Origin of the sequence: Lysinibacillus sp. FSL K6-0102, from assembly GCF_038003545.1 — a bacterium.
Taxonomy (GTDB): domain Bacteria; phylum Bacillota; class Bacilli; order Bacillales_A; family Planococcaceae; genus Lysinibacillus; species Lysinibacillus capsici.
Genome location: NZ_JBBOPH010000001.1, coordinates 1625991 through 1651853, shown reverse-complemented (window position 1 = coordinate 1651853; position 25863 = coordinate 1625991). Strand labels below are relative to the sequence as shown.

Annotated in this window: 20 protein-coding genes; 5 read left to right on the top strand and 15 right to left on the bottom strand. The window is 39.1% G+C overall.

The features are described 5' to 3' along the window. Window positions 1–244: 244 nt before the first annotated feature. From NYE73_RS08165 to NYE73_RS08140, 6 genes are all read right to left on the bottom strand, one after another. Window positions 245–454 carry a hypothetical protein gene (locus NYE73_RS08165; RefSeq protein WP_016995612.1) on the bottom strand — a complete coding sequence of 70 codons (210 nt, stop codon included), beginning with the start codon at window positions 452–454 and terminating at the stop codon, window positions 245–247. A gap of 45 nt (window positions 455–499) precedes the next feature. After that, a complete protein-coding gene (locus NYE73_RS08160; RefSeq protein WP_257961405.1) occupies window positions 500–2014 on the bottom strand; it encodes an NCS1 family transporter in 1515 nt (504 codons plus the stop codon). A gap of 124 nt (window positions 2015–2138) precedes the next feature. Further along, on the bottom strand, window positions 2139–3401 hold the full coding sequence (gene preA / locus NYE73_RS08155; RefSeq protein ID WP_259950058.1) for an NAD-dependent dihydropyrimidine dehydrogenase subunit PreA: 1263 nt from the start codon (window positions 3399–3401) through the stop codon (window positions 2139–2141). Window positions 3402–3595: 194 nt separating this feature from the next. Beyond that, window positions 3596–4963, bottom strand: a complete 1368-nt coding sequence (locus NYE73_RS08150) for an NAD(P)-dependent oxidoreductase (protein WP_259950056.1) — start codon at window positions 4961–4963, stop codon at window positions 3596–3598. Window positions 4964–5062: 99 nt separating this feature from the next. Continuing rightward, entirely contained in the window at window positions 5063–6466 is a 1404-nt protein-coding gene (gene hydA / locus NYE73_RS08145) for a dihydropyrimidinase (RefSeq protein ID WP_048389890.1), read from the bottom strand. A 44-nt stretch (window positions 6467–6510) separates the two neighbouring features. Further along, window positions 6511–7755, bottom strand: coding sequence for a Zn-dependent hydrolase (locus NYE73_RS08140; protein ID WP_259950053.1), 1245 nt, complete (start codon window positions 7753–7755; stop codon window positions 6511–6513). 140 nt (window positions 7756–7895) lie between these two features. On the opposite strand from NYE73_RS08140, the gene NYE73_RS08135 reads away from it, so the two are divergent. The 3 genes from NYE73_RS08135 to NYE73_RS08125 all read left to right on the top strand — a co-directional run bounded on the left by NYE73_RS08135 (window position 7896) and on the right by NYE73_RS08125 (window position 12133). Further along, entirely contained in the window at window positions 7896–9065 is a 1170-nt protein-coding gene (locus NYE73_RS08135) for a PucR family transcriptional regulator (protein ID WP_048389885.1), read from the top strand. 172 nt (window positions 9066–9237) lie between these two features. Next, window positions 9238–10599: an aspartate aminotransferase family protein gene (locus NYE73_RS08130; RefSeq protein WP_259950050.1), complete on the top strand. Its 1362-nt coding sequence runs from the start codon at window positions 9238–9240 to the stop codon at window positions 10597–10599. A 13-nt stretch (window positions 10600–10612) separates the two neighbouring features. Further along, entirely contained in the window at window positions 10613–12133 is a 1521-nt protein-coding gene (locus tag NYE73_RS08125; RefSeq protein ID WP_054550725.1) for a CoA-acylating methylmalonate-semialdehyde dehydrogenase, read from the top strand. A gap of 92 nt (window positions 12134–12225) precedes the next feature. Here the strand turns inward: NYE73_RS08125 and NYE73_RS08120 are convergent, their stop codons facing one another. From NYE73_RS08120 to NYE73_RS08100, 5 genes are all read right to left on the bottom strand, one after another. Next, window positions 12226–12543 carry a DUF378 domain-containing protein gene (locus NYE73_RS08120; RefSeq protein ID WP_048389879.1) on the bottom strand — a complete coding sequence of 106 codons (318 nt, stop codon included), beginning with the start codon at window positions 12541–12543 and terminating at the stop codon, window positions 12226–12228. Window positions 12544–12725: 182 nt separating this feature from the next. After that, entirely contained in the window at window positions 12726–13211 is a 486-nt protein-coding gene (locus tag NYE73_RS08115) for a methylated-DNA--[protein]-cysteine S-methyltransferase (protein WP_054550724.1), read from the bottom strand. Continuing rightward, window positions 13198–14112 (bottom strand): DNA-3-methyladenine glycosylase family protein, encoded by a 915-nt coding sequence (locus tag NYE73_RS08110; protein ID WP_066037634.1) that lies wholly within the window; start codon window positions 14110–14112, stop codon window positions 13198–13200. The genes NYE73_RS08115 and NYE73_RS08110 overlap by 14 nt, the downstream gene beginning before the upstream one ends. Further along, window positions 14109–14684 carry a bifunctional transcriptional activator/DNA repair enzyme AdaA gene (locus tag NYE73_RS08105; RefSeq protein ID WP_054550722.1) on the bottom strand — a complete coding sequence of 192 codons (576 nt, stop codon included), beginning with the start codon at window positions 14682–14684 and terminating at the stop codon, window positions 14109–14111. The genes NYE73_RS08110 and NYE73_RS08105 overlap by 4 nt, the downstream gene beginning before the upstream one ends. Window positions 14685–14709: 25 nt before the next feature. Continuing rightward, window positions 14710–15477: an isocitrate lyase/PEP mutase family protein gene (locus NYE73_RS08100; protein ID WP_048389871.1), complete on the bottom strand. Its 768-nt coding sequence runs from the start codon at window positions 15475–15477 to the stop codon at window positions 14710–14712. A 431-nt stretch (window positions 15478–15908) separates the two neighbouring features. Here NYE73_RS08100 and NYE73_RS24695 point away from each other — a divergent pair, with 431 nt between their 5' ends. Further along, entirely contained in the window at window positions 15909–16067 is a 159-nt protein-coding gene (locus NYE73_RS24695) for a GGDEF domain-containing protein (RefSeq protein WP_375543419.1), read from the top strand. A gap of 163 nt (window positions 16068–16230) precedes the next feature. On the opposite strand, the gene NYE73_RS08095 is transcribed toward NYE73_RS24695, so the two are convergent. Continuing rightward, complete coding sequence (locus NYE73_RS08095; RefSeq protein ID WP_259950044.1) at window positions 16231–17529, bottom strand: MFS transporter; 1299 nt, start codon at window positions 17527–17529, stop codon at window positions 16231–16233. Between the two features lie 22 nt (window positions 17530–17551). Further along, entirely contained in the window at window positions 17552–19585 is a 2034-nt protein-coding gene (locus tag NYE73_RS08090; RefSeq protein WP_054550720.1) for a CocE/NonD family hydrolase, read from the bottom strand. Between the two features lie 323 nt (window positions 19586–19908). Between NYE73_RS08090 and NYE73_RS08085 the strand changes: the two genes are divergently transcribed. Beyond that, window positions 19909–20559, top strand: coding sequence for a TetR/AcrR family transcriptional regulator (locus NYE73_RS08085; protein ID WP_259950131.1), 651 nt, complete (start codon window positions 19909–19911; stop codon window positions 20557–20559). Between the two features lie 82 nt (window positions 20560–20641). On the opposite strand, the gene dinG is transcribed toward NYE73_RS08085, so the two are convergent. Then, a complete protein-coding gene (gene dinG, locus NYE73_RS08080; protein ID WP_259950041.1) occupies window positions 20642–23413 on the bottom strand; it encodes an ATP-dependent DNA helicase DinG in 2772 nt (923 codons plus the stop codon). A gap of 178 nt (window positions 23414–23591) precedes the next feature. Next, window positions 23592–25718: a 5'-nucleotidase C-terminal domain-containing protein gene (locus tag NYE73_RS08075; RefSeq protein WP_259950039.1), complete on the bottom strand. Its 2127-nt coding sequence runs from the start codon at window positions 25716–25718 to the stop codon at window positions 23592–23594. Between the last annotated feature and the right edge of the window lie 145 nt (window positions 25719–25863).

Sequence of the window (25863 nt, the reverse complement as noted above, 5' to 3'; positions counted from 1 at the left end):
CCATAACGCCTCTTTTCCTGTTGTTCTTTCTACGATGTTTTTACTTTAAAATAATAATCAATTTTTCTAAAAAAGACAAATGTATTTTTAGGAAAAACAAAAAATATTGCTATTTTAATAGAATAACAAAAAATAGGTAATAACGACGATTTATACGAAATATGATGTTACTTCAACATAATTTAAATCAGAAAATTCAAAAAACTCTATTCCGTTCAAGTCGAAAGGAATAGAGTTTACTTCGTTATTGTAATAAAGTTTGTTCCTGTAATTTTGCAGAGAAGTATTTACGTGCATCTGCTGTTAGAATTTGTAGCAATGTCACTTCTTCTTGACGAGCAAATTCTACAAACATCCCACTTAAATTCTCGTAGACATATTTGATTTTAAAGCCACTATCTAAATAATGATCTACTTTTTGAATTTCCTCTGTGCTTTGTTGGAATTCAGACATGCCATCACCTCACCTTCTTTTGAAAATGTCTTGATGTTGTCTCGCTTACTCGGCACCCTTCATCTCTAACAGAGGATCTGGTTGCTCCACCAGTTCATCTTCATCTGGGAGCGCCGCTGGAGCTGCTGGTTGGCCAAATATTTCATCTAAATTATGTCCGACTGTAATACCTAAATATTTGGCATCACTTGGATCATCTAGCTCAGCTTGTGGATACTTTTTAAACCACCAATACTTCGCTAATACATAATATACAATCGCGCCTACAGCGAACCCTACTAAAGAAGAGTAAGTTGAAAATATATTGGCAACTGCACCACCGATTACCCAAGCGATTAATCCAGCCATATTAAAGCCCTTATAATATTTAAATTGCCCATCTAATTCATAAAGCTCTTTTACATGTACGCGCCGTTTACGAATCAGGTAGTAATCAGCAAATAAAATACCTACAATCGCTGTTAAAATACCGCCAATGATTAATAGGACATTGACCATGACATCAAATAGACTCCAAGGCTGTGCAAGAATACCAATAATCCCTGCAATAACTACCCCTACCCAGAATGGCACTTTCGGTCCACCGATATTAGAGAAAATAGTAGCTGCTGGTACAACGTTGGCAGAGGTATTTGTCGACCATTGTGCTAATACAATCATCAGCAATAGAATCCCAAGAATAAAGCCGCTTGCACTTTGCTGTAAGGCATTAATTGGGTCTGCCGAGGCAACTGCCATATAGCAAACTGCACCAATCGTAACAATGAATGTGTTTGTAATGGGCATGACAATTAAAGAGCCTACAAGCTGTGTTTTATTACGCTTGAACCAATTACGCTCATTTTTGGGTGCTTTAAAGAAACGTGACAAGGATGGCATATCTGCTGCTAAGGTTGCCCAAAAGCCCATATTTGCCATCACCACTACCATAAAGGCGGTAAAAGCAGCGAAGCCTGTTGTTGGGGTTTCCACCCACGTCCAAATATTTTTTCCCTGAGATGTTGCATTATCTGCCAATGTGTAATACATCCAACAAGAAATTAAAATAATGACAGGGGCTGCTAAATCAGCAAAACGCTCAATGGATTTAATACCAAGAGATGTATTAAAAAGTTGAAGCGCTGCAAACACAAGGAAGCAGATAAACCAATTATCAAAGCCAAACAATAAATTTAAAATTCCGTTTATCGCTAATGCACCAAAATACGTATTCAAACCAAACCAACAGGCAGCTGTAACACCACGTACAAGAGAAGGTATATGAGTACCGAATGTGCCAAATGGTGCACGCATATAAACAGGGAAAGATAATCCATGCTCTATTCCGATGTCACCAATTAACGTCATAAAGACGCCAATTAAACAAGAACCTACCAATGTTGCCACAATCACCATTGGTAAGGATAAATTCATGATAGCCGAACCACCAATGGCAAAAGCCGCTAATACAATTGCCATTCCTATCCAAATCACCGCAAAACCAAATGTTCCAATATTTCTTTGTTGATGTGTCACTGGAAGTAAATCTGGGGATTTTAAATAATTCCCTTCACGTTCCATAATGTTTCTCTCCTTTTTTTCTAATTTCCGTGACAACCTACTTGAAGTGCCTTCCTTCACCCAAAATGCTGAAGGAAGGTGGAATTTCGATTTTAATCTTTATTCAAAAATGAACAACGGTCCTTTATTTTGATAGACTGCTAAGAAGTGATTGGCGTTCATTCCATGTCATTGGCGGAATTGTAGATGGGCGTTCAACCATTGAAATGGCTCCATCGACAGGACAAACAATAGAGCATAAATTACAGCCTACGCAGTCTTCCTCACGAACCTTTAGCATTGGGCGACCATCCTCCGTATAAAGGTCAATACATTGATGGGATGTATCCTCGCAAGCAATATGACACTTATTGCAATTAATACAAACATCATTATTAATTTCTGCGACAATTTTATAATTTAAATCTAAATCACCCCAGTTTGAATACCTTTGTACAGAGCGACCAACTAAATCCATGACTGAAGCTAGACCTTTATCATCTAAGTAGTTATTCAGCCCATCAATCATATCCTCCACAATACTAAAGCCATGATGCATTGCTGCTGTACATACCTGTACGCCTGTCGCACCCATTAAAATAAATTCCGCTGCATCTTGCCAATTGGAGATCCCCCCAATGCCCGAAATCGGTACATTGACTAATGGATTACGAGCACATTCTGCAACCATGTTCAGTGCAATTGGTTTAACTGCTGGACCACAATAGCCCCCATGAGCTCCTTTTCCAGCCACATGTGGTACTGTATTCCAAGAATCTAAATCAACACCAGCTAAACTGTTAATCGTATTAATCATACTCACAGCATCTGCTCCACCTCGTGTTGCCGCTTCCGCCGTCACGGTAATATCCGTAATGTTGGGCGTTAGTTTAACAATAACAGGTGTACGCGCCGCTTCCTTTACCCAGTACGTTTGTTTTTCCACCAATTCAGGGACTTGACCAGAGGCAGAACCCATGCCTCGTTCTGCCATCCCATGTGGACAACCAAAGTTAAGCTCAAGACCATCAACCCCCACATCTTCTACTCGTTTGACAATTTCATGCCATTTATCTTGCTTTGGTTCCACCATTAACGAGGCAATAATTGCGTGATTAGGAAATTTCTTTTTCGTCTCATAAATTTCTTGTAAATTTACTTCTAATGGTCGATCCGTAATTAATTCAATATTGTTAAAGCCTGCCACACGTTGGCCATTATAGCTAACTGCTGCAAAACGGGAAGACACATTTAAAATCGGTTCTCCTAACGTTTTCCAAACTGCGCCACCCCAGCCCGCTTCAAATGCACGTTGGACTTGATAGCCTGAATTCGTTGGTGGAGCAGATGCTAGCCAAAATGGATTCGGCGATTTGATGCCCGCTAAATTAATGCGTAAGTCTGCCATATAAGTTCCCCCTCTATCCGTACTAACAATCTTTTGTCAACTGAAAGCATAGTGCCAGATACAGGCTGTATGACCACCATTTCAAAACATAGGCTAATGTAATCATTCAGATGGGGGATTAACAGCCTGTATAAACCCGATTGATGAATCTAACAATCAGTGGAGAAAGAGCCTCCACTGATTGAAGGTTCACTTTATGCAATCTCACTTGGTTTTCTTAAACGTTCATGAATCTTATATGCTGCATCTTTTCCTTGCTGTACAGCGGTCACTACCATCGCTTCACCCTGTCCATTACCAAAGACAACATCTCCACATGCAAATACTTTGTCATTGGACGTTTGCATTGTTGTCTCATCAATGTCTACGACACCATTTGTATGAGCTAAACCAAAGGCTTCAATTAACGATACAAAACGAGTTTGCCCGATGGCTTTAATAACAGCATCCACTTCAATGATAAAATTGGAGCCCTTTACTTCTTCAGGGCGTTGTCGACCATCAGGACCTGCCTCACCAAGCTTCATTTTCACACATTCAATGCCTGTCACCTTTCCTGCTTCATTGCCAATAATTTTTTTAGGTGCAGTTAGCCATTTAAATTCCACACCATCCTGCTTGGCAAATTCATATTCGAATTTGTATGCTGTCATTTCTTTTTCTGTTCTACGATAGAGAATTTGTACATTATCTGCGCCTAAACGCACCGCACTTGTAGCACCGTCTATCGCCGTGTTTCCAGCACCGATTACGGCTACTCGTTTCCCTACAATATCATTTGTAAGCGGTCCCATTTTTGTTTTTCGAATAAACTCAATGGCATCATGTACCCCTTCTAATTCTTCCCCATCAATGCCCAAATTTGGGACAGCACCCATACCGACAGCTAAAATCACACTGTCATACTGAGCCAAAATTTCATCAGCAGAAATATCCACACCTACAGCTGTATTCGTTTGAATGTCCACACCGAGCTGTTCAATCTGCTCTACTTCCCAATCTACGACATCATTTGGTAATCGGAATGCTACAATCCCATAGCTTCCTAAGCCACCTGCCTTCGCTTCAGCCTCATAAATAGTTACTTGATAGCCTAAACGACTGAGCTCACGAGCTGCCGACAAACCAGCAGGACCTGCCCCTACAATGGCTATTTTCTGTCCATTATGTGGACCTGCCTTAAATAGCTGAGCATTGGTTTCCATTGCCCAATCCGTTGCATAACGTTGTAACTCACCAATTTTAATTGGCTTTGTTGAAGAATTTAAGACACACGCCCCTTCACACAGTTCTTCCGTTGGACAAACTCTTGCACAGCTTGCACCAATTGGGTTTGCTTCTAATATAGTCGTAGCCGAACCCTTCATATTACCAGATGCAATTTTTTTTATGAAATTTGGTATTTGAATACTTGTTGGACATGCTTTAATACATGGTGCGTCATAGCAATACAAACAACGATTGGCTTCCTCAATAGCCTCATTCTTTGTCATCTTACCTTTTAATTCCACAAAATTACGTCTAAGCTGCACGGTCATTGCATTTTCTTGAATAGGAACCATTTCCACATCCCCCTCATGTGTTCATTTTTTCCGTACCCTAATTACGAAACCGATTGTTTTGCTCTCCAGTCAAAACAATCGGTCCTATCCTGTAGGAAGCTAAATGTTTAGAGCTTCCGCAGTTACTGTTTTTAATGGACGTTTAATGTATCGTCCACTGCCAAGTACACCTACAAATTCTTTATTTTTAATGACATATTCCCCACGTACGAGTACACTAACAGGCTCACCTGTTACCTCCCAGCCTTCATATGGGTTATAGTCCACATTCATATGATGTGTTTTAGCTGAAATTTGACGCTGTGCCTCTGGGTCAAAAATGACGATATCCGCATCTGAACCAATTGCAATCGTTCCTTTTTGCGGGAATAAGCCAAATATTTTTGCGGCACTAGTAGAGATCATATCAACAAATTCATTGATGGAAATTCTGCCTTTTGCCACGCCCTCAGAGTATAAGATACTGAAGCGGTCTTCAATGAATGGTCCGCCATTTGGAATTTTCGAGAAATCATTTAAGCCTAATTGCTTTTTACCTTTAAAGCTAAAGGAGCATTGGTCTGAGCCAATCGTTTGTAGCTGTTTTGCCTTTAAGGCATTCCATAAATGTTCTTGATGATATTTAGGACGAAGTGGCGGTGACCAAACATATTTGGCTCCTTCAAAGCCTGGTTGCGCTAATGCGGATTGGTCGAGCGTTAAATACGGTGGACAAGTTTCACCATAAACATCATAGCCCTTTTCACGAGCGGCAATAATTTCATCTACCGCTTCTTTACATGTCACATGCACCACATAGAGCTTCGCACCAGCTATATGCGCTAATTCGATAGCACGCTTTGTTGCCTCTCCTTCCAATTCCGCTGGACGAGTTAGTGCATGATAGATCGGTTCCTTATGTCCAGCACGTCTTGCCTCCTCTACTAGCTCATCTATAACAGAGCCATTTTCACAATGGACCATCACTATCGCACCAAGGTCCTTAGCGATTTTAAAGGCTTTAAATAATGTACGATCTGTGGCTTGGAATTCTTTTGCATAAGCCATGAAGACCTTGACAGAAGTAATGCCCTCTTGCTCTAATAATTGTGGTAATTCAGCTTCGGTTTCAGGTGTTAGATCACCAATCATCAAGTGGAAGCCATAGTCAATAGCAGACTTTCCTTTTGCCTTGTCGTGCCATTTCTCTACGGCTGTCGATAATTTTTCTTCTCCTGCTGTTAAACAGAAATCTAAAATAGTAGTTGTCCCACCAAAAGCCGCTGCAATAGTGCCTGATTTCCAGTCATCATCCGTCACCGTGTTATTGAATGGCATGTCTAAATGCGTATGGGGATCAATGCCACCAGGCAATACGTACTTGCCAGTAGCATCAATAATTTCAGCGCCAGCATCCGTTAAATTTTGTCCAATTTGAACAATTTTACCGTTCTCAATTAAAATATCTGCCTCAAATACATCAGCAGCAGTTGCTACTCGTCCACCTTTAATGATTTTTTTCACTATGCCTCTCACCCTTCATCACAAAATTAGAGAATGCTTGATAGTTAATGCAGTGTATATGTTTCGCCCATACTAAACTTCGTTTGTAGCGTTAACACCGTTTCCAATAAAATATCTGCGCCCTTTGCACAATCTTCAAAGGCTGTTTCCTCTTCTTCACAATGACTCTTCCCTTCAATACTTGGAACAAAAATCATCGCGGAAGGAACCATACTTGCCATATACTGTGCATCATGTCCAGCGCCACTAAACATACGATGAGATGAATAGCCAAAGCTTTGACAAGCTCTTTCTACTTCATTGCAAATCGCACTATCAAAATACACGGTATCTCTGCCCCATAACTTGACAGGCTGAATATGGCATCCGCCCGCTGTCTCAGGAAGCGCGTTGAGAATATCCTCAACCTGTTGCATGACCTCTGGCTTTTGATGACGTGAATCAATTGTAAATGTCACCTTATTTGGGATAACGGTATGAATATTCGGGGAAACATTCATACGACCAAAAGTAAAAACAAGTTGTTCGTCAATTTTTCCTAATTGTTCATATAGCTCTTTAATGATGGTTGATGCCACAATCATTGGGTCTTTACGCATTGACATTGGGGTTGTACCTGCATGGTTTGATTGCCCACTAATTGTAATTTCATAGCAGACCATGCCTAGCACACCTTCAACCACACCAATTTCCTGCTGTTTTGCTTCTAATACTGGCCCTTGTTCAATATGCAATTCGATATAAGCAAGTGCCTCCTTCAGACGATTGGCTTGCTCTCCCTCATAGCCACTTGCTTGTAAAGCTTGTTGAAAACGAATGCCGTTTTTATCCGTAGATTGGAGCATTTTTTCTTTGTCAAATTTCGAGGTGATGACGCCTGAACTCATCATGGCTGGATCAAAACGTGCCCCTTCTTCATTCGTGAAATTGATAATCGTAAGAGGAATGTCCACTTCGATATCATTTTCCTTTATTGTTCGAATGGCCTCGATCGCTGTTAGTACACCTAACACACCATCAAATCTTCCACCTTTTTCTACTGAATCTAGATGGGAACCCATGACAATGGGTGGCACATTCTTTTTACCAGGAAGAGTGGCGTAAATGTTGCCCATATCGTCCACCTGAATATCCATTCCTAACGTTTTGCAACACTCACAAAAATAGTTTCTTGCTAATACATCCTCATTCGAAAGAGACAAACGTGTGACGCCACCATTTTCGGTGGCCCCAAATTGACTAAATTGTTCAATTAACTCTTGCAATCGTCTACTATTACATTTATACATATGCAAGTCCTCTCTTTCACAGTAGTTAATAAACATTCTAAAATAGATAAAATTTGTGAGATATGGATAGTAAACTAAAAAAATATGTGCAACTGCACATCATATATGGTAAGTTATGTTCATAATTAAGGGGGGAACGTATGGGGACGATTCGTAAAATTGTAGAGGGAGTTCATTTCCCAATGCTCACATTAGTCGCTGGACATAGTGGTACGTATCGCAGAGTTACTGGTATTAATGTTGTGGAAAGCAGTGATTTAATCATGTTTTGTAGACCCAATGAATTAGTCGTCACAACAGGTATTAATTTAGATGCGCAGCAAGACTCCTTGGAACATCTTGTCAAACAGGCATACACAAAAAAAGTAGCTGGCTTTATCATTAATACAGGACCATTCATTCCTAGCATTCCAGAAGCCGTCATCTCTTTTGCCAATCAACATGATTTCCCAATTTTTCAAATGCCATGGAATTATCGCATTGCTGATCTATTAAAAACTACCTTTCAATTTATTGCCAATCACCATCAAGAGCTTTCTATCGAAGAAAAGGTTCTTTTCAATCTACTATTTCATTACAAACAAAACACTAACACAATGAAAGATCAACTAGCACAGCTAGGATTTCCTCAAGGAAGAGAATTAGCGATCATAACTTGTACAACCATTGGCTCCAAAGCAGCTATTGACCGTTATGAGGTCATGATCCAATTCGCTTTTCAAAATCGCTATCAACGCTTCTTAAAATTAAAGCATAAAAATCACCTCATCTTTTTAATTGATAAAGCACAAATCAATACACCTAATATACCCTTCTCAAAAGTTGTAGAAGAAATCTATGAAAAAATCACGCTAAAAAATGGTTACTTGGATATTATTATAGGCAAAGGTAACTTTCATAAAGAGCTAGAAAATGTTCGCCAAAGCTATGATGAGTCCTTAACCGTCATCCATTTAGCACAGCTTCATAACAATCGTTATTTGTATAAATACAAAGAAATCGGTGCCTATAAAATATTGATGGCTGTGAAAAATCAGCCCCTAATGAAATCGTTTAGTCAGGATATTTTAGGACAACTTTACCGCTATGATGAACTACATGGGACAGACTATGTACCTTTTTTACGTATTTTTGTTGAGGAAAATGGCAGTACAAGCAGGATTAGTGAACGTCAATTTATACATCGAAACACCGTCCTCTATAAAATTAAGAAAATTGAAATGCTATTAGATATGGACTTAAGCAATCCCTTTACGAAGACTAATTTGTATATTGCCTTTTTAATTGAGGATGTCTTAATGCATCAATAGCCTGTCACAACATTAAATTAACTGAATTATCTTTCTCATTAAATACTCCTTCTAAAATTCTTAAAGCATACATATAAAGTACAAATGGGGGCGACTGCGCATTTTTGTTGTCCACATCTGAGGAAAACATATGCATGCTAATCAACTACCTGTTTAGAAGGAGTGAAGCTTCGTGACAAATGTAACAAGTCCCAATTGGCAAGTAAAAGATGAACAATTCGTATGGCATTCTATGAAGCCCTACAATCCAAATGCAACAATGATCGTCCAATCCTCTAAAGGGGCATGGATTACTGACATTGAAGGCAAGCGTTATTTAGATGCAATGGCAGGTTTATGGTGTGTGAACGTTGGCTATGGACGTGAGGAGATTGCCAAAGCTGCCTATGAGCAATTGCTAGAAAATACGTATACCCCATTATCTGTTGGGCATATCCCTGCTATTCAATTAAGTGAAAAAATTAATGAGCTTTTAGGGGATGATTATGTCGTCTTCTTCTCCAATAGTGGCTCCGAGGCAAATGAGGCAGCCTTCAAAATAGCTAGACAATATCATCAACAAAAAGGTCACGTCAATCGAACGAAAATTATTTCTCGTTACCGGGCCTATCATGGTAGCTCGATGGGTGCTCTTGCAGCAACTGGACAAGCTCAACGAAAGTATAAATATGAGCCACTGGCACCAGGTTTTTTACATGTCACTCCACCTGACGCTTATCGTGCCAATGAAGACCATATTCAAAGTAAGGACCCTTGTGCATTACCATCCGTCCAAGCAATCGATCATGTCATGACTTGGGAAATGTCAGATTCCATAGCAGCAGTCATTATGGAGCCTATTATTACTGGCGGTGGTGTAATTATGCCCCACGACAGCTACTTACAGGGAGTTAAAGCTGTTTGTGAGAAGCATGGCGCACTACTCATTGTCGATGAAGTCATTTGTGGTTTTGGTCGTACAGGCAAAGCTTTTGGATTCCAAAACTACGGCATCCAGCCTGATATTGTGACTATGGCAAAAGGCTTAACCAGCGCTTATATGCCACTGTCTGCTACAGCTGTTCGTCGTGAAATTTATGAGGCGTTTGCTGGAACTGAGGATTATGACTTTTTCCGTCATGTCAACACATTCGGTGGATCACCAGCAGCATGTGCCGTCGCATTAAAAAATATTGAAATAATGGAAAAGGAAAATTTATTTGCCCACTCGGCTGCACTAGGTGCTACATTACTCACTACATTACAGGAGCAATTAAAGGAGCACCCGAATGTTGGGGATATTCGTGGGAAAGGCTTATTAATTGGCGTAGAGCTAGTACAAGATAAAGATAGCAAAACACCGCTCGACATTACACTTGTGAACAAAGTGATCACACAATGTAAGGAACAAGGGTTACTCATTGGGAAAAATGGGGTAACCGTGGCAGGTTTCAATAATGTGTTAACCTTATCTCCTCCTCTGATTATTTCCTCAGACGAGACGAATTTCATTGTTGAAAAATTTGTACAAGCCTTACATTCTATTAAACTGTAGGAGGAATAGCTAGATGGTAACAAATACAGACATACAGGATTTAGGTCATTTTATCAATGGACAAACAGTTCAAGGGAAAAGCGGTCAGTTTTCAGATGTTTACAATCCAAGCACAGGTACTGTCATTGCTCGTGTACCTTTAGCAACAAAACAAGAGGTACAGGAAGCGATTGCTGCTGCCCAAGCGGCTTTTCCTGCTTGGCGTGCCTTATCAGTTGGTAAACGAGCTGAAATTATTCTTAGATTCCGCCAACTCATAACAGAAAATATCGATGAACTAATTGATATGATTTGTACAGAGAGTGGCAAAACGATTGAGGATGCCAAGGGCGAAATTACTCGTGGTTTAGAATCTGTTGATTTAGCTATCAATGCCCCCCATTTACTTAAAGGAGAGTATTCGGTGAATGTTGGTGGTCATATCAATGCCTATTCTCTGAAAGAACCATTAGGCATTGTAGCGGCTATTTCACCATTTAATTTCCCTGTCATGGTACCGCTAGCAATTACAAGTATGGCGGTGGCTGTAGGAAACTGTGTGATTCTCAAGCCGTCAGAGCGGGTTCCTTGCTCAGCATTATTTTTATCAGAGCTGTGGAAAGAGGCAGGCTTACCAGATGGGGTTTGGACTGTTATTAATGGAGACAAAGATGCTGTTAATGAGCTGTTATGCCATCCTGCCATTGAAGCGATTTCCTTTGTAGGCTCTACGCCAGTTGCAGAAGCCATTTATGCTACAGCCTCTAAACATGGGAAGCGTGTTACAGCACTTGGGGGAGGTAAAAATAATATGGTGGTTATGCCAGATGCTGACCTAGAGCATGTAGCAAATGCCTTTTTAGGTGCTGCCTATGGAGCAGCCTCCCAGCGTTGTATGGCACTGTCAACCATTATTCCTGTTGGGGAGGATACAGCCAATAAATTAGTGGGTATTCTTGCCGATAAAATTGCCAAATTAAAAGTGGGTCCCTATACAGATGCCGAAGTTGATTTTGGACCAGTCATTACTCAGCAATCAAAGGATGCCATCATTGGCTATATCGATCGTAGCCTAGAAGAAGGCGCAACAATGGTCTGCGATGGGCGAAATCCGGAAATTTCCAAACAATCGAACGGTTTCTATCTTGGACCTACATTACTCGATCATGTAAAGCCTGGAATGGAAATTTATGAACAAGAGGTTTTTGGACCTGCACGTAATGTCGTCCGCGTGGCATCATTAGAGGAAGCTATAGCCCTTATTAATGCCCATGAATTAGGAAATGGTGTAACCATCTTTACGAACAATGGTGCAGCAGCTCGAAAGTTTACCACTGAAATTGAAGTAGGTATGGTAGGTGTCAATGTACCCATTCCTATTCCAGTAGGCTATCATAACTTTGGTGGCTGGAAACGATCAAGATTTGGTGAGGGGCATATGTTTGGACCTGACCAAGTACGTTTCTTCACAAAAGCGAAAACCATTTCAGAAAAATGGATAGAACAAGGGAATGACGTTACCTCTTCCTTTGCATTTCCAAGTAATCAGGACTAATCCTAAAAAATAAATATTCGCGTAGTCAATAGCTACGCGAATATTTTGAAAAAACTGACGCAAAAACATGGTCACTAGTTTTTACAGTTTAACTATTTGTTCTCTTTTTTCTCTTCCGTTTTTCTTACTTCTGAGAAGTCTGTTTCTTCTCCAGCCTCCATGCCATAGCTAGGATTTCTATCCATACGAGTAAATGTATCTACATCATCCTCGTCTTCAAATCGCTTTACAAGAATTGGAATCGAAATTAGCCCAGCAAGACCAACGAGTGCATAAACCCAACGAGATAAGACCGCCGTTTGTCCACCAAATAAATAAGCCACTAAATCAAATCTAAAGAATCCAATGAGTCCCCAGTTGATTGCACCTATAATAACTAGTACTAAGGCGATTCTATAAAGCACGCTCATGTGTACACCTCCTTTATTTTCAATACTCCAAGCTATATTTCTTAGCAGGGAGGTGTCATAAGAAGCGATAAAATGACAAAGACTAGTCATTACAACCGCCATTTTGACGGTCTTATTTTTTGCAATAACCTCTTTTTTATACTGTGTACAAATGGCGAAATGACGTACTCTGATGAATGGCGTTACTTGGATGATTTTTTATGTGTCTGCTCATGCTGAAGCAGCCATTCTTTGCGCCACATCCCGCCTCCATAACCTGTCAGCGTTCCATTGGAGCCGATAATTCGATGACATGGCACAACAATGCTGATATTATTTTTACCATTCGCACTACCAACAGCCCTTACAGCTTTTTCATTGTTAATAGCAATGGCGATATCCTTATATGAAGCCGTTTCACCAAATCCTACACTCGGTAAAACATGCCAAACAGCTTGTTGAAAATCTGTACCTCGAAAAACATAAGGAAATGAAAACTCCTGACGATCACCTAGAAAATACTCATGCAATTGCTTAACACATTCTAGTAAAACTTCAGGTGTGTCTTGCTGAGGAGTATTGACGACCTGCTCTCGCTCTGCAAAGTTAATGGCATCAATTGCTGTATCACTTCCCTCAACTTCTATAATCCCAATTGGTGATGAATAATCTAATTTATACCGTTTCATACAGTGACCTCCATAAATAAAAGGTGGCATAAGCTTGCCAGCCTTGCCAATGTTCCGCATAGTTCTTTAATTCTTCAATTGTTGGTTTTCGTTCTAATGCTAGTTGTATTTTTAAAGCATTATGTAGACCTACATCTGCTATAGGAAATGCTGTCGGTTGTTGCAGACATTTCATAAGCACATAATCTGCTGTCCATGCACCAATTCCTCGAATGTCCATTAATCGTTTTTTCATGGCTTCGTAGTCCTCTTGTTGCCACAGCAAATTTTTTGTCAATTGTCCGCTTGCGATAATTTTGGCAATATCAATAATGTATTCTGATTTCCTCCGTGTAAATTGGAGGTGGATTAAATCATCTACCTCAATAACGGCTATTCTCTCTGGCGTTGGAAACAGCCAGTAGCTTTGCCCCTCAAAGTAAACATATTCTCCAAAATGCTCGACAAATCTCTTTTTTAACATATAGGCAAAAGTTAAATTTATTTGTTGACCAATAATTGCCCAAACTAATGCTTCAAATAAATCAGGAATCCCGATTAACCGTAATCCGTTATATTTCTTCACAAGTGGCTTTAGGATTTGATCGTTTTCAGCCATCTGGTAATACCCCTGCAAATCCTTTGTTAAATCAAACCACTCTGCGATATATTGTGCGATGATCGCCTGTTCATGGCTAGCTGGCTGTTTCATTGGAAATATTACTATTATTTTATGTGCTTGTTCAGTTATTTCACATAAAATAAATTGTTCATCAATCTTCAATAATTTGTAGAGCACATCATCCTTTATATGGTGAAGTATTTCGTGATGTGAGCGCTTTAAGAACTGCAAACACTCTCTATAATTAAATGCTTGTGGTAACTCGATAACTAAATAGCCAACATCGTTTGTCCATTTCATATCATGTCCCCCTGCAACGATAGGTTACGGTATTCTGTAGGCGAACAATTTTTCAGCCGTCGAAAAACTTTATAAAAATTAGATGGGCTTTGAAAGCCAGCTTCATAACATATTTCTAAATTTGTAAAGTCGGTATGTTTTAATAGATGGGCAGCCTTATCAATTCTGATTTTCTCTAAATACGTTCGAGGCGTCTCAGCAGTCTCTTGTTTAAATAGTCGTTCAAGGTGAAAGGGACTGAGGCCAACATGCTCCGCCATATCCTGTAAAGTCACTCTTTGTTTATATGCGTTCATAATAAAAGTCGTGACATTTTTAATCAATTGCGTGTGTGGGGAATGTTCTATTTCAGGCTGACATCGTTTACATGCCCGATAGCCAGCCGCCTCTACCTTTTGGATATCTTCATAAAATTCAACATTCATCTTTTTCGGCTTTCTGGATTTACAGGAAGGACGGCAATAAATCTTAGTAGTTTTAACCGCTGTATAAAAAAGCCCATCATAGGTTTGATCACATGTTATAATCTTTTCCCACTTTTCCTCAAAAGATAAATTGATGGCATTGTCCACGATTATCTCACCTCATTCCCATCGACTATATATATAACGCAGAAGTATCTTGGTCTTTTAATAATTGTGCAGCATGCTGTGTTAAATGCGCAATTATTTTATCTGAAAGTGCATTTCCAAAGCTAAAGCGTTTCACCCCTAATTCTTTTAGTAGCTTGACATTCGTTAAACTAGGTAATGAAAGAAGATTGATGGGCGCATTTATATTACGAGTCATCGCGCTTATTTCATTGGCATCTGTTAAGCCTGGGATAAATATACCACTTGCTCCGCTCTCAATATAAGCTTTTGCTCTTGTTATTGTTTCTTCAAATGGTTGCTCTAATTGAAAATACGTATCTGTTCGAGCATTAATAAAGAAATCTTTATAGCCATGATTATCTAATTCTTTCCTCATGTTTGTTAATAAATAACAGTGTTCAATTATGCTCCTTAAGCCTGTTTGATGTTTAAGGGAATCTTCAATGTTAATCCCTGCTACTCCTACATCTGCCGTTCTCAAAACATTGTCGATAATACTTTGTTCATCATGGCCATACCCCGCTTCTATATCTGCTGATACGGGTATCTTGACTTGCTCTGTAATGGATTGAATAATTGTTAGATGTCGTTGAAAATCGATTTGTTCACCGTCTGCATAGCCAAGTGAGTTCGCTATGCCCCAGCTTGTTGTACCGATTGCTTGAAAGCCTGCCTTTTCTAATGTTAATGCTGATATAACATCCCAAGCATTCCCAATAAATAATAGCTCTTGTGAAAAATGTAAATCATAAAATTGCTGAATTTTTGACATAATATAAGCCTCCATGCTGTTTGTTAGACCTTATATTATCAGGAACTATCCTTTTATTTCGTCCTCAATCTTGCTGTTATGGTCTATAATAATGTTTTAACAAATAACATGGAAAATACAATAGTCAGAAAAATAAATTTATTCACACTTATTATCCTAGTTATGTTCGCTCTCATCCCCCCCTGTTAGCGCAATAGCCCAACAGATAAGCTGCTAGATCCTATTGTGTTAGGACAGCATTTAATTCCAAAATGGTCTCCATCGAAGATATATTGAGTGATGTCCATGATCATTCTTTTGTGGCTAGAAATCAATCGTATCCATTCTTCTGGCATACGAGAGATACTATTTGGTTACGTTTATCCATGGATAATATTTGAATAGATAAAAATGAATCCCATTGACTAGAGGTAACAGATAAACTAGATAGCATTGATATGTATATCATTATTGGAGTGACTTGCTTTGTGATGGGCGATACAATTAATTCCTTATTATCTAGATGTGACAAGGCTTTATATCAGGCCAAACACCATGGTAGAAATCGTGTGGAATTTTACTGGATCATACAAAACCGGAGACGAAAATAGAGGCGTCATTATCTTGACGCCTCTGTTTCCCTGTTTACATATTGATTTGTGAATAATCAACTTGTATAAATAGTAAAAAACTATTCGCAGCCTTTTTAGCTATTCATCATTATGTTCAAAAAAAGCTGGCTTTGGAAGAAACCAATGTTAGTTCTAAACTAAATTAAGTAAGTGCCTGTTCCTTGGAAAGCTTTCGTTGTAAAGCAATTTCTCGGCGTTTTTCTTTCGTCACACGCTGCCAAATGACTACTGTAATGAATCCAATAATAGCTAAGCCTAATAAAATACCAAAGAATACTTTATAGCCCGCTGTGCCACCCCAGTAATCTAAACAAGCACCTGCAATGATTGGCATAAAGATTTCACCACTATAACCAATTATCATCAGTGGCATGGACACAGTTCCTGTTGATTCTACTGGATAATCGCCTTCTACTAGAATTGCAAAATGCATCGCTTGCAAAGCATACATAGATGTATAGATAATCCCAATGAACACTAAAAGCATAAGGATAAAAGAAGCTTTTCCTGGTAATAAAATGAGCCCTACTAAACCAAATGCTAATAAAATATAGCCGATTAACACCATATTCGACACACCAATCCGGTCGCCTATGATTCCTGCACTAAAACTACCAATAGGACGACAATATTGCGAGAAGTAGCCCAAAGCCGCAGCAATTAACGTAGACGCACCAAATGCGGCCGTTGCATAAGGTGTAATGTAATAATAGCTAATAATCATCGCGTAGGACGTAAAGATAAGTATAGTCGCAAGCCAGGTAGTTGGCATCTTCAACACTTTCCAAAGGACTGCCCAATCAAACGTTTTACTGCTCTCTCTATCTTCTGGACTGACAGTTGCTTGATCTGGATCTTTATACAGCATCATAATCATGAGGCCCAACAAAAGACAAATCACAGAATACACTGTAATAACTGCTGAAAGAGCCATTTTATCACTCATATGTTTTGCAATAAAAGCAAAGATCCCTAAAATCACAGCAGATTGAATAATGTTGGTTACACCACGTCCGCCTTCAAAAAATCCAAAAGCTTTTCCTTGTTCATTTTCAGAGCCTAAAGAACGAACCGCTTTTACTAATGCTCCCCAGAACGTCATAATGGACGTGATTCCCCAAGCAGCATGAATCAGTAGAAGTACTGGATAGGGTGGATACAATAATAATGTAAACCCTAATAATCCTGTGGCTACTAAAGAAATGGTTAATAAATATTTCGTTTTCCAACGATCTGCACAAAATCCTCCAAAAATATAGGAAATTAAACAACAAACACCATACGCACTACCAAGTGTCCCCATTTGTGTATTGGTTAAATGAAATGCATCCAGAAAGACATCATAATAGTAGTTTCTAAAATAAGGCAATGCGTAAATTAAGGCACCTGAAACAGCTAAAATAACTAAAGTAGCTGTATTCTTTTTTAACTTAGCTTCCATATGTTTACCCCTTATATGTTATTTACAAGCCATGACGTTTAATTTTTTGATTCCATTCCTTATGGAAGACTTGTTTGTCATTTTCTTTGATGACCATTTCCCCAACAATTTGGAAGTTTTCCTGATCGGATGTTTTGGTAACCGTAATATCCGCGTCAATCCACCAGCCTTCACGACCAATTTTCATCTTTTGATAGATTGTATACTGAGCTGACAGTGGATCAGCATTCGTTAAGGTTAATTCTCGTTTCAAATTATGTTCTACAGTGACATCAATATCATCAAAGCGATAAATACCTTCACCAAATACGCCTCCAACCCCATCTGTAATGCATGTCCATGTATCTGTTAAAATATCATAGGATATAGAACGATCAACTCTTCCTTCTTGCAGCGTTGTGATTGGCGTTAATGGTGCACTTTCAGCATTCATATTAGGTCCTACTACCTGCTGACCATGGAAGGTTGGCAATGATAAGGTAGCCGTTTCTAGATTTAATGTCAATGTAGCGTCTTCTGGCATTGGCCAAAACATCGGCCAAAACGTTGTAGCTAAGGATAGGCGTAAACGATGCCCCGCTTTAAATTGATGGCCACAGCAATCTAACTGAACAAAGGCCTTCACTTTTTCACCAGGTGTTAACAGGTCAACATGATCATGCCCATTTAAGTGTGTCAGGTTCATCACGCCATAGGATACACGAGTGACAGCTCCATCAGGTGCTACGTCTGATAGCTGTGCAAATAGCATTGCATGTGGTTTGTCACTCATTAATTCCACTTCAAATTTTGGATAGCCCACAATCTCTAAGGCTTTCTCTAGCCTATCCGTTTCAAAAACCATGGCCATTCCATCATCTAATCGTTGGTCTGCTGGACTTTCACCTAGTACGCCAGCGCCCATCCATTCACCAGATAAAAGACCATGATTTTGAGGAGTTTTTAGTAGGACTTGCTCTTGTTGCTCACTGCGGTTTTCTACTAGTTTTCCATGTGTCAGTTGATACACCTTAGTTTGTATCGATTCCGCTGCTGGCCACGATTCTAAACCAACCCAATAGCCTTTGCTGATTGGTTTCTTAACGGATGGCTCCATGCTCTCTTCTACCCAGACATTCACCATTGGTCCATCCATTACATCGTTGTCTATTCCTTTTAACCAATGATCCCACCATTTCACAGCTTCTTGTAGAAAGCCCATTGCTGGACCCGGTACTCCATCGTGGGGATAAACATGTGCCCATGGGCCAATGATGCCTTTTCTCGGAACAGAAAGCCCTTCCATTAAACTTAAGACTGTGTTTGTATAGGAATCTTCCCAGCCATCTAGCGCAAAAACTGGGATTTCTATGTCTTGATAATTTTCACAAACTGAACCATGTTTCCAATAATCGTCTCTTGTTTGATGCTCCATCCATTGTGCCATCCACAAAGGCATATTTTCTAATCGTTCCATCCATTTATCACGCCAGCTATCGCCAACAATATGTGGATCAATTGGACGTAACTGGTAGGCTAACATAATAGCACCCCACCAGAAGTTATCGTTTAACAAGCAACCGCCCTTATAGTGAATATCATTGTTATAACGATCATCTGTAAAGCCTACGGTAATAATCGCCTTTAACGCCTTTGGTCGACGAGCTGCTACTTGTAGAGAATTAAATCCGCCCCACGATTTCCCCATCATCCCAATATTGCCATTACACCAGCTTTGGTTAGCAATCCATTCAATGACTTCAAGGGCATCATCCTGCTCTTGCTTTAGATATTCGTCCTTTAATAAACCATCTGACTCACCTGAACCTCGCATATCCACTCGCACAACAGCATAACCATGTCCTGCAAAATAACCGTGCATAGGCTCATCTCTTGCTCTTGTCCCATCTGTTTTACGATAAGGAATATACTCTAAAATGGCTGGTACTTTCTCTCCCAATTTTACATTTGGTAGCCAAATACGACTTGAAAGCCTTGTGCCGTCTGCTAACTCGATCCATGTGTTTTCAATCGTTTCATATGTACACTCAAATTGTGTCACAATTTTTTTACTCATTGTATAATCCTCCCCTTGTGTCTAAGTGCAAGACTCCTAGTTATAACATCCTCTTCGTCTAATTATTCCGAATCTTGATTATTTAGTAATCATGATTATAAAATAATTGTGATTAGTATATCACCTGAAATTCTAATGCACAACTCTGAAAATGACAAAAGCTAATGCTATAATGAAAGAAGATAATTAAAATTGCTATGCTATAATAAGTTTAAATTAGCTACAAAAAGGTAAATATATACATTTAATTAATGATTTTACAGTAATTAATTGTTTGTTAGGGGGATATTACTTTGAAGAAAAAGGAAATACAAAGGAGTCGTATGTGGAAATACTTTGTAGATGCCACTGCGGAAATCATCGAAGAAGAAGGGCTGGAAAATGTCACAATCCGAAAGGTTGCTGATAAAGCAGGTTACAACAGTGCTACTATCTACAATTATTTTTCAGAAGTCTCGCATCTTCTATTTTTTGCATCGATGAGATGCATGCAAGACTATACCAACGAAGTTGCTCGCTACATAGAAAGAGGCAAAGATCCTATTGAAAAATACTTATTGGCTTGGGAGTGCTTTTGTCAATATTCCTTCAAACAACCTCAGATTTTTCACGCAGTCTTTATCATGGATTTAGGGGAAACACCAGAAGCACTATTGGAAAATTATTATAATTTTTACCCCAATGATTTAATCAATATCCCTGATGATTTAAAGACCATTTTATTTCAACACAGCCTAACGAAACGAGGGCGTTCTATGTTAGAGATCGCTTTAAAAGAAGGCTACTTAACTGAAGGCAATGTTGATGCCATCAATGAAATTACACTATTAATTTGGCAAGGTATGTTTACAAACCTATTGAATAATCGCAAAAGTTATGATGTCAACCAAGCAACGGCAATCACTATGAAATATATTACAGAAATCGTTCGTAATGCTAACCTTTTTGATGAGCAAACTAAAAACAAGCAATGAGAATCATACTAGCAATTGCCTTTCTTTAAACGCTTCTACAATACGGAAAAACCCCTTCTAGCAATGCTAAAAGGGGTTTCTGCTATTTTTGCCAATGATTTAGTTCCTTTAACAATTCGGGTAGCTGCAATTTCTTTACATCGATAGGTGGTAATGCCTTAATAAACTCTTTCCCATATGACTTACTAGTAATTCGTCGGTCTAGGACAATAAAAGCTCCTTTATCCTGCGAAGAACGTATTAATCGACCAAAGCCTTGCTTAAACCTCATGATCGCTTCTGGTAAGGAAAGCTCCGTAAAGGAATTGCGGCCTAGAGTAGTTAGATGCTTTGCCCTCGCCTTAAAAACAGGCTCTTCTGGTGAAGAAAATGGTAATCGTACGACAATAACAGAGGCAAGTGCATCTCCTGGAACATCTACCCCCTCCCAAAAACTGTTTGTGCCAAATAGAACGGCATGACTAAATTTTTGGAAGGATTTTAGAATGCGCATACGGCTACCGCCTGTAACACCTTGTGCAAATAGCATGTAATCATCTAATAGTTCACTATCTTGGATAAGCTCAACTGTTTTTCGTAGCATATCCTGTGCTGTAAAGAGTACAAAGCAACGCCCTTCTGTCATTCGAACAGTCCGCGTAATTGCATGGGCAACAGCCTCAATGTATTCTTCTTGGCTGACATGCTGAATATCTGGCATATCGGTGACGATAAATGCCTTAGCCCCAGCATAGTAGGCTGGTGGAGCTTGTAGTTTCAAGACTTCAACATTATCAGAAATGCCTAACTGGCGTGTAACAAAGCGCTCATTGCCTGGTACCGTTAATGTACCTGATGTCCAAACAATACTTGCTTGCTGACGTAATGGTGCTAATACTTGTTCAATTATCGGCGTCACATTGACAGGCTTCTTAAAAACATGGAGACTGCCAGGGACACTCCGTACATCAAATTCTAACCAAACAGAATTGCCTTCCTGTGGTGACAGAAAAATATCGTCCCATTCAGCAATTTTTATCTTCACTTCTCGAATCCAATATTGCCATTCAGATAATACATATTGATCGTTTTTATCTAGCTGCTCAATCGCATTTTCGAACGACTGTGTAATGCTAGTAGCGAGATCCAGCCATTGCTGGGTTAGTTTGCTTACTTGTGCAAACGTTTCTTTCGCAAATGAAACATCCTCTAAAAACAAGGTGCATTTACTACCTGCTTGTTTCCCTTTCATTTGCTGTTGCAATTTTTGAATAGTTCTCTGGATTGTTTCATCAAATGTCCGCTGCAAACGTATAAATTGTGCATCAAGATGCTGTAAATTTTGCATGGCTACTCGTTGTTTTTTCTTCGCTGCCTGGCAAAACTGTTGAAATAGAGCCGTGTCCTCCATCGTACCAATTTGTCCAAAAATATACTTCCATTGTGTATAGGAGAAGACTACTTCATCCTGCTGCATAGCAGCCTGAATAAATTGATGCGCCTCGTCAATAATCCAGCCATCTATTTCTGTAAAAAGTGGTGTTTGACGCACTAAATCACTTAAAACCATGGCGTGATTTGTTACAATACAGTCAGCAACTGCACTGTTCTTTAAAGCTTGCTCATAGAAATCAAAGCCCTTTGAAGGCTTGTCATTCGGTATTTTTCGGATTTTCTCTAAAAACAGTTGTCCGCCACCAGAAACATTGAGCTCGCTCAACACACCAGTTTCTGTTTTGGTCAACCACACAAGTATTTGTAAAATAGTAAATGTATCATCATAGGATTCATCAGCATATGCCATACATTGCTCAAAGCGATCGAGATCAATATAATGCTGCATTCCCTTCAGCACACACAAATTCACCTTTGTCCCAAGGATTTTTTCGATCTTTGGTAGCTCTTCTTCTACAAGCTGTTCTTGTAAATAGGAAGTATACGTACTGATGGCAATCTTTTTATTAACAGCACGGGCAAATAAGATGGCTGGAAGTAAATAGCCAGCAGTTTTACCAATACCTGTAGAAGCTTCAATCACGCACTCCTGTTGTTCATGTAATGCCCGCCAAATCGTGTCCATCATGTCAAATTGTGCAGGACGTTCCTCAAAATTTGGCAGTGCCTTTGACATTAAAGTTATTTTCTCATCTACTGATTGAGGGTAGGCAATCGTTTCTGTCACATGCTCATGCTTATTTCGACCATTGCCAATCGCAAAATTACGGTAATAGTGTACATTTTCGCGGCCCGTCGTATGCTGGCGCTTAATTTGCAACGCCTCAAAAAAAAGCTGAGAAATATTTGATTTTAAGCGAAAGGAACGCTTATGCATCTGTTCAAGTGTAAGCTGTGGTAAACTTAGTAGCTCCTTCCAGCAATGCTTGAATAGCTCCGCTGTCGCGCGAGCATCGTCATCCGCTCGATGAGCATTTGCTAACTCAATATTTAAATCGGCCGCTAAATCCCCTAGCTTAAAACCAAGGGACATAGGGAACAAAATTTTAGCTAGCTCCACCGTATCCATTTTTTTACCTTGCCATTTCGGTAGTCCAGCACGTTTAAACTCTGCTTGTAAAAAGGATAAGTCAAAATCTGCATTATGTGCAACAAATACACAGTCAGCAAGTAGCTCATATATGTAATCCGCATGCGCTTCAAATGGGAAGGCATCCTTTACATCCTCATTCGTTATATGCGTTAAATCTTGAATGAAAGTGGGAATAGCTTTCCCTGGATTTATGAACTTCGTATAGGTACGCTCAATTTCCCAATCCTTCATAATAACAATGGCAATTTGAATCATCCGGTCCCCATTGGCTGGTGAATGACCAGTTGTCTCCAAATCTACAATTGCATATTTTTGACTTTCCATCATACATCTCAACTCACAGTTCACATTAGATAAGTTGAATTTTATCATATTATTGGCTTTGCGGCATCCTTTCTCCTCTTTGTTGAATCACCGCATCCATACAAAAAACGCAACCTTGGAGAAAGCCCCTAAGGTTGCGTTGTGGCATCGTTATTGAGCGCTTACTCAAACAACGTTAAGCTTATTGTTTTTTTGCTACATCAACAATACGACCCTCTGATGTTGTCTTCACTTCTTTTAATGATAATAAGTGTTCTTGGAAATTTTCCCAGTCAGATAAACCTAAATCTGTTACGTGACCTTCTTCGTAAATTTTTCTAAATACTTCATAGCCATCCCCACCTTGCTTAGCAGTAAAGGCGTTTGTTGCTACTGTATATGTTTTATCATCTTCAAATGCTACATACTTACCTGTTGCTTGATCTAAGTATTCAAACGATACAATGCGAGAGCCTGCTTCTTTTGAAGAATCATATTGTAATTTTGCACCTGCAATTTGTAAGAAGCCTCCAAATTGATTTGGTGCTTGTCCTACAGATAGTTCAAATGCTTCTTTTAATTGAGCACCTGTTATATCCATAAGTGCTAATGTGTTACCAAAAGGTAGTACTGTCATAACATGACCTACAGTAATTTCACCTGCTGGAATCGTCTCGCGAATACCACCACCATTTGTAAATGCCATCACAACTTTTTTATCTGAATATTGTTGTGATTTTGCTAACATGCCATCTGTAATGAGATTACCTAATGCCGCTTCTTGTGTACGTACTAATTCACGTGATCCATCTAATGCTTCATTAAGTTTTACACCAATCTCTTGTTTCATGATTGCATCTACTTTTTCTTTAAACGGTGCAAGTTTTTCTAATGCCGCTTTGTCCTCTGCTACTTTACCAAGGTCGATTAATTCACCATCATATTCAGTCACAACACCATTTCCATCAAATGTTACATCTAGTGTACCTAAATACTTTACATACTCATTAGCTTGTACAATTAATGTAGCCTCTTTTGCTTCTCCAGCTGTATTTGTATCTACGATAAATGGTTTGTCTAATTTTGTATGATCATGTGCACCTACAATAATGTCAATACCATCTACATTTTTTGCCAATAGTTGGTCATTGTCTATATTCGCATTATCTTCAAATCCAATATGTGTTAAGGCGATAATTTTGTTAACACCCATACCTTCAAAGGCCGCTACTGCTTTTTTGGCCTCTTCAATGTAATTTGAGAATGTTACTTTATCTGGAGATGCAACCGCTTTTGTTTCTTCTGTTGTTAAACCAAAAATACCAACTTTTTCTCCATCAATTTCTTTTACAATACCAGAATAAATTTTACCATTCTCAGGTTCACTTGAAATTAAATCAGTAAATAAGCCTGTGAATTTAGCATCTGCTGAGAAATCAGTATTAGCATCTACAAATGGGAATTTAGCCCCTTTAACAAAATCCGCTAATGCTTGATGACCTTCAGGAGAGGCACCTAAATCAAATTCATGGTTACCAAATACCATTGCATCAAAGCCAATTTCATTTAATAGCGCTAGATCTGCTTGTCCATGGAATTCATTGAAATATAATGTACCATTGAATGCATCGCCAGCATGTAATGTTAGAACATTTTTCTTTGCTTCCCTTTGTTCTTTTACAGCTGTAGCCAATTTAGGTAATTCATTTGCACGAGCATGTGTATCATTCACATGTAAAATCGATAATGAGAATGCATCTTCTGGTGTTTCAGGAGTCTCTGGAGTCTCTGGTGTTTCTGGGTTTGATTTTGTTAGAGCCTCAGCAATGAATGTTGCCAGTTGTCCACGTGTAACTTTTTCACTAGCCTCATGATTTTTTGCACTTTCTAGCTCTGGTAATGTTGGGATAGATGCTAAAATTTTTGCTAAATCACCATGTGTAATTGTCTGGTTTGGACGGAAAGTATTATCTCCATAGCCTGTAATGACATTTAATCCTACAAGGGCTGCAATCGAGCCATAATAAGGATTTGATGCACTAATATCCGTAAATTTTGGATCCTCTACTTCTTTTGTGTCCAATTTTAATGCGCCTGCAATCATTTTTGCCGCTTGTCCACGTGTGACATTTGTATCTGGTTTGAATGTACCATCTGGGTAACCACTAATAATCCCTGCTGCATAAAGTGTAGAAATGCCTTCAAAATCTGCATGACTTTCCTTTACATCCGAAAAAGGACTTGCTGCTGATGCTGGTACTACCGCTACCGCTGTTACAGCCAATGCTGCTGCAGTTACTGTTAAAAATTTGTTACGTTTATTTTCCATGACAAATGATACCTCCACTAGTAAAATGATGTACTAACAACTAAATTCTACATAAATATGACGCAAAATACTAGAACATTTGTAAAATTATAATTTTGTTAACTAGTTTAATAGTAATAAAAGCAAATTTTTGCCAGTAACTTTT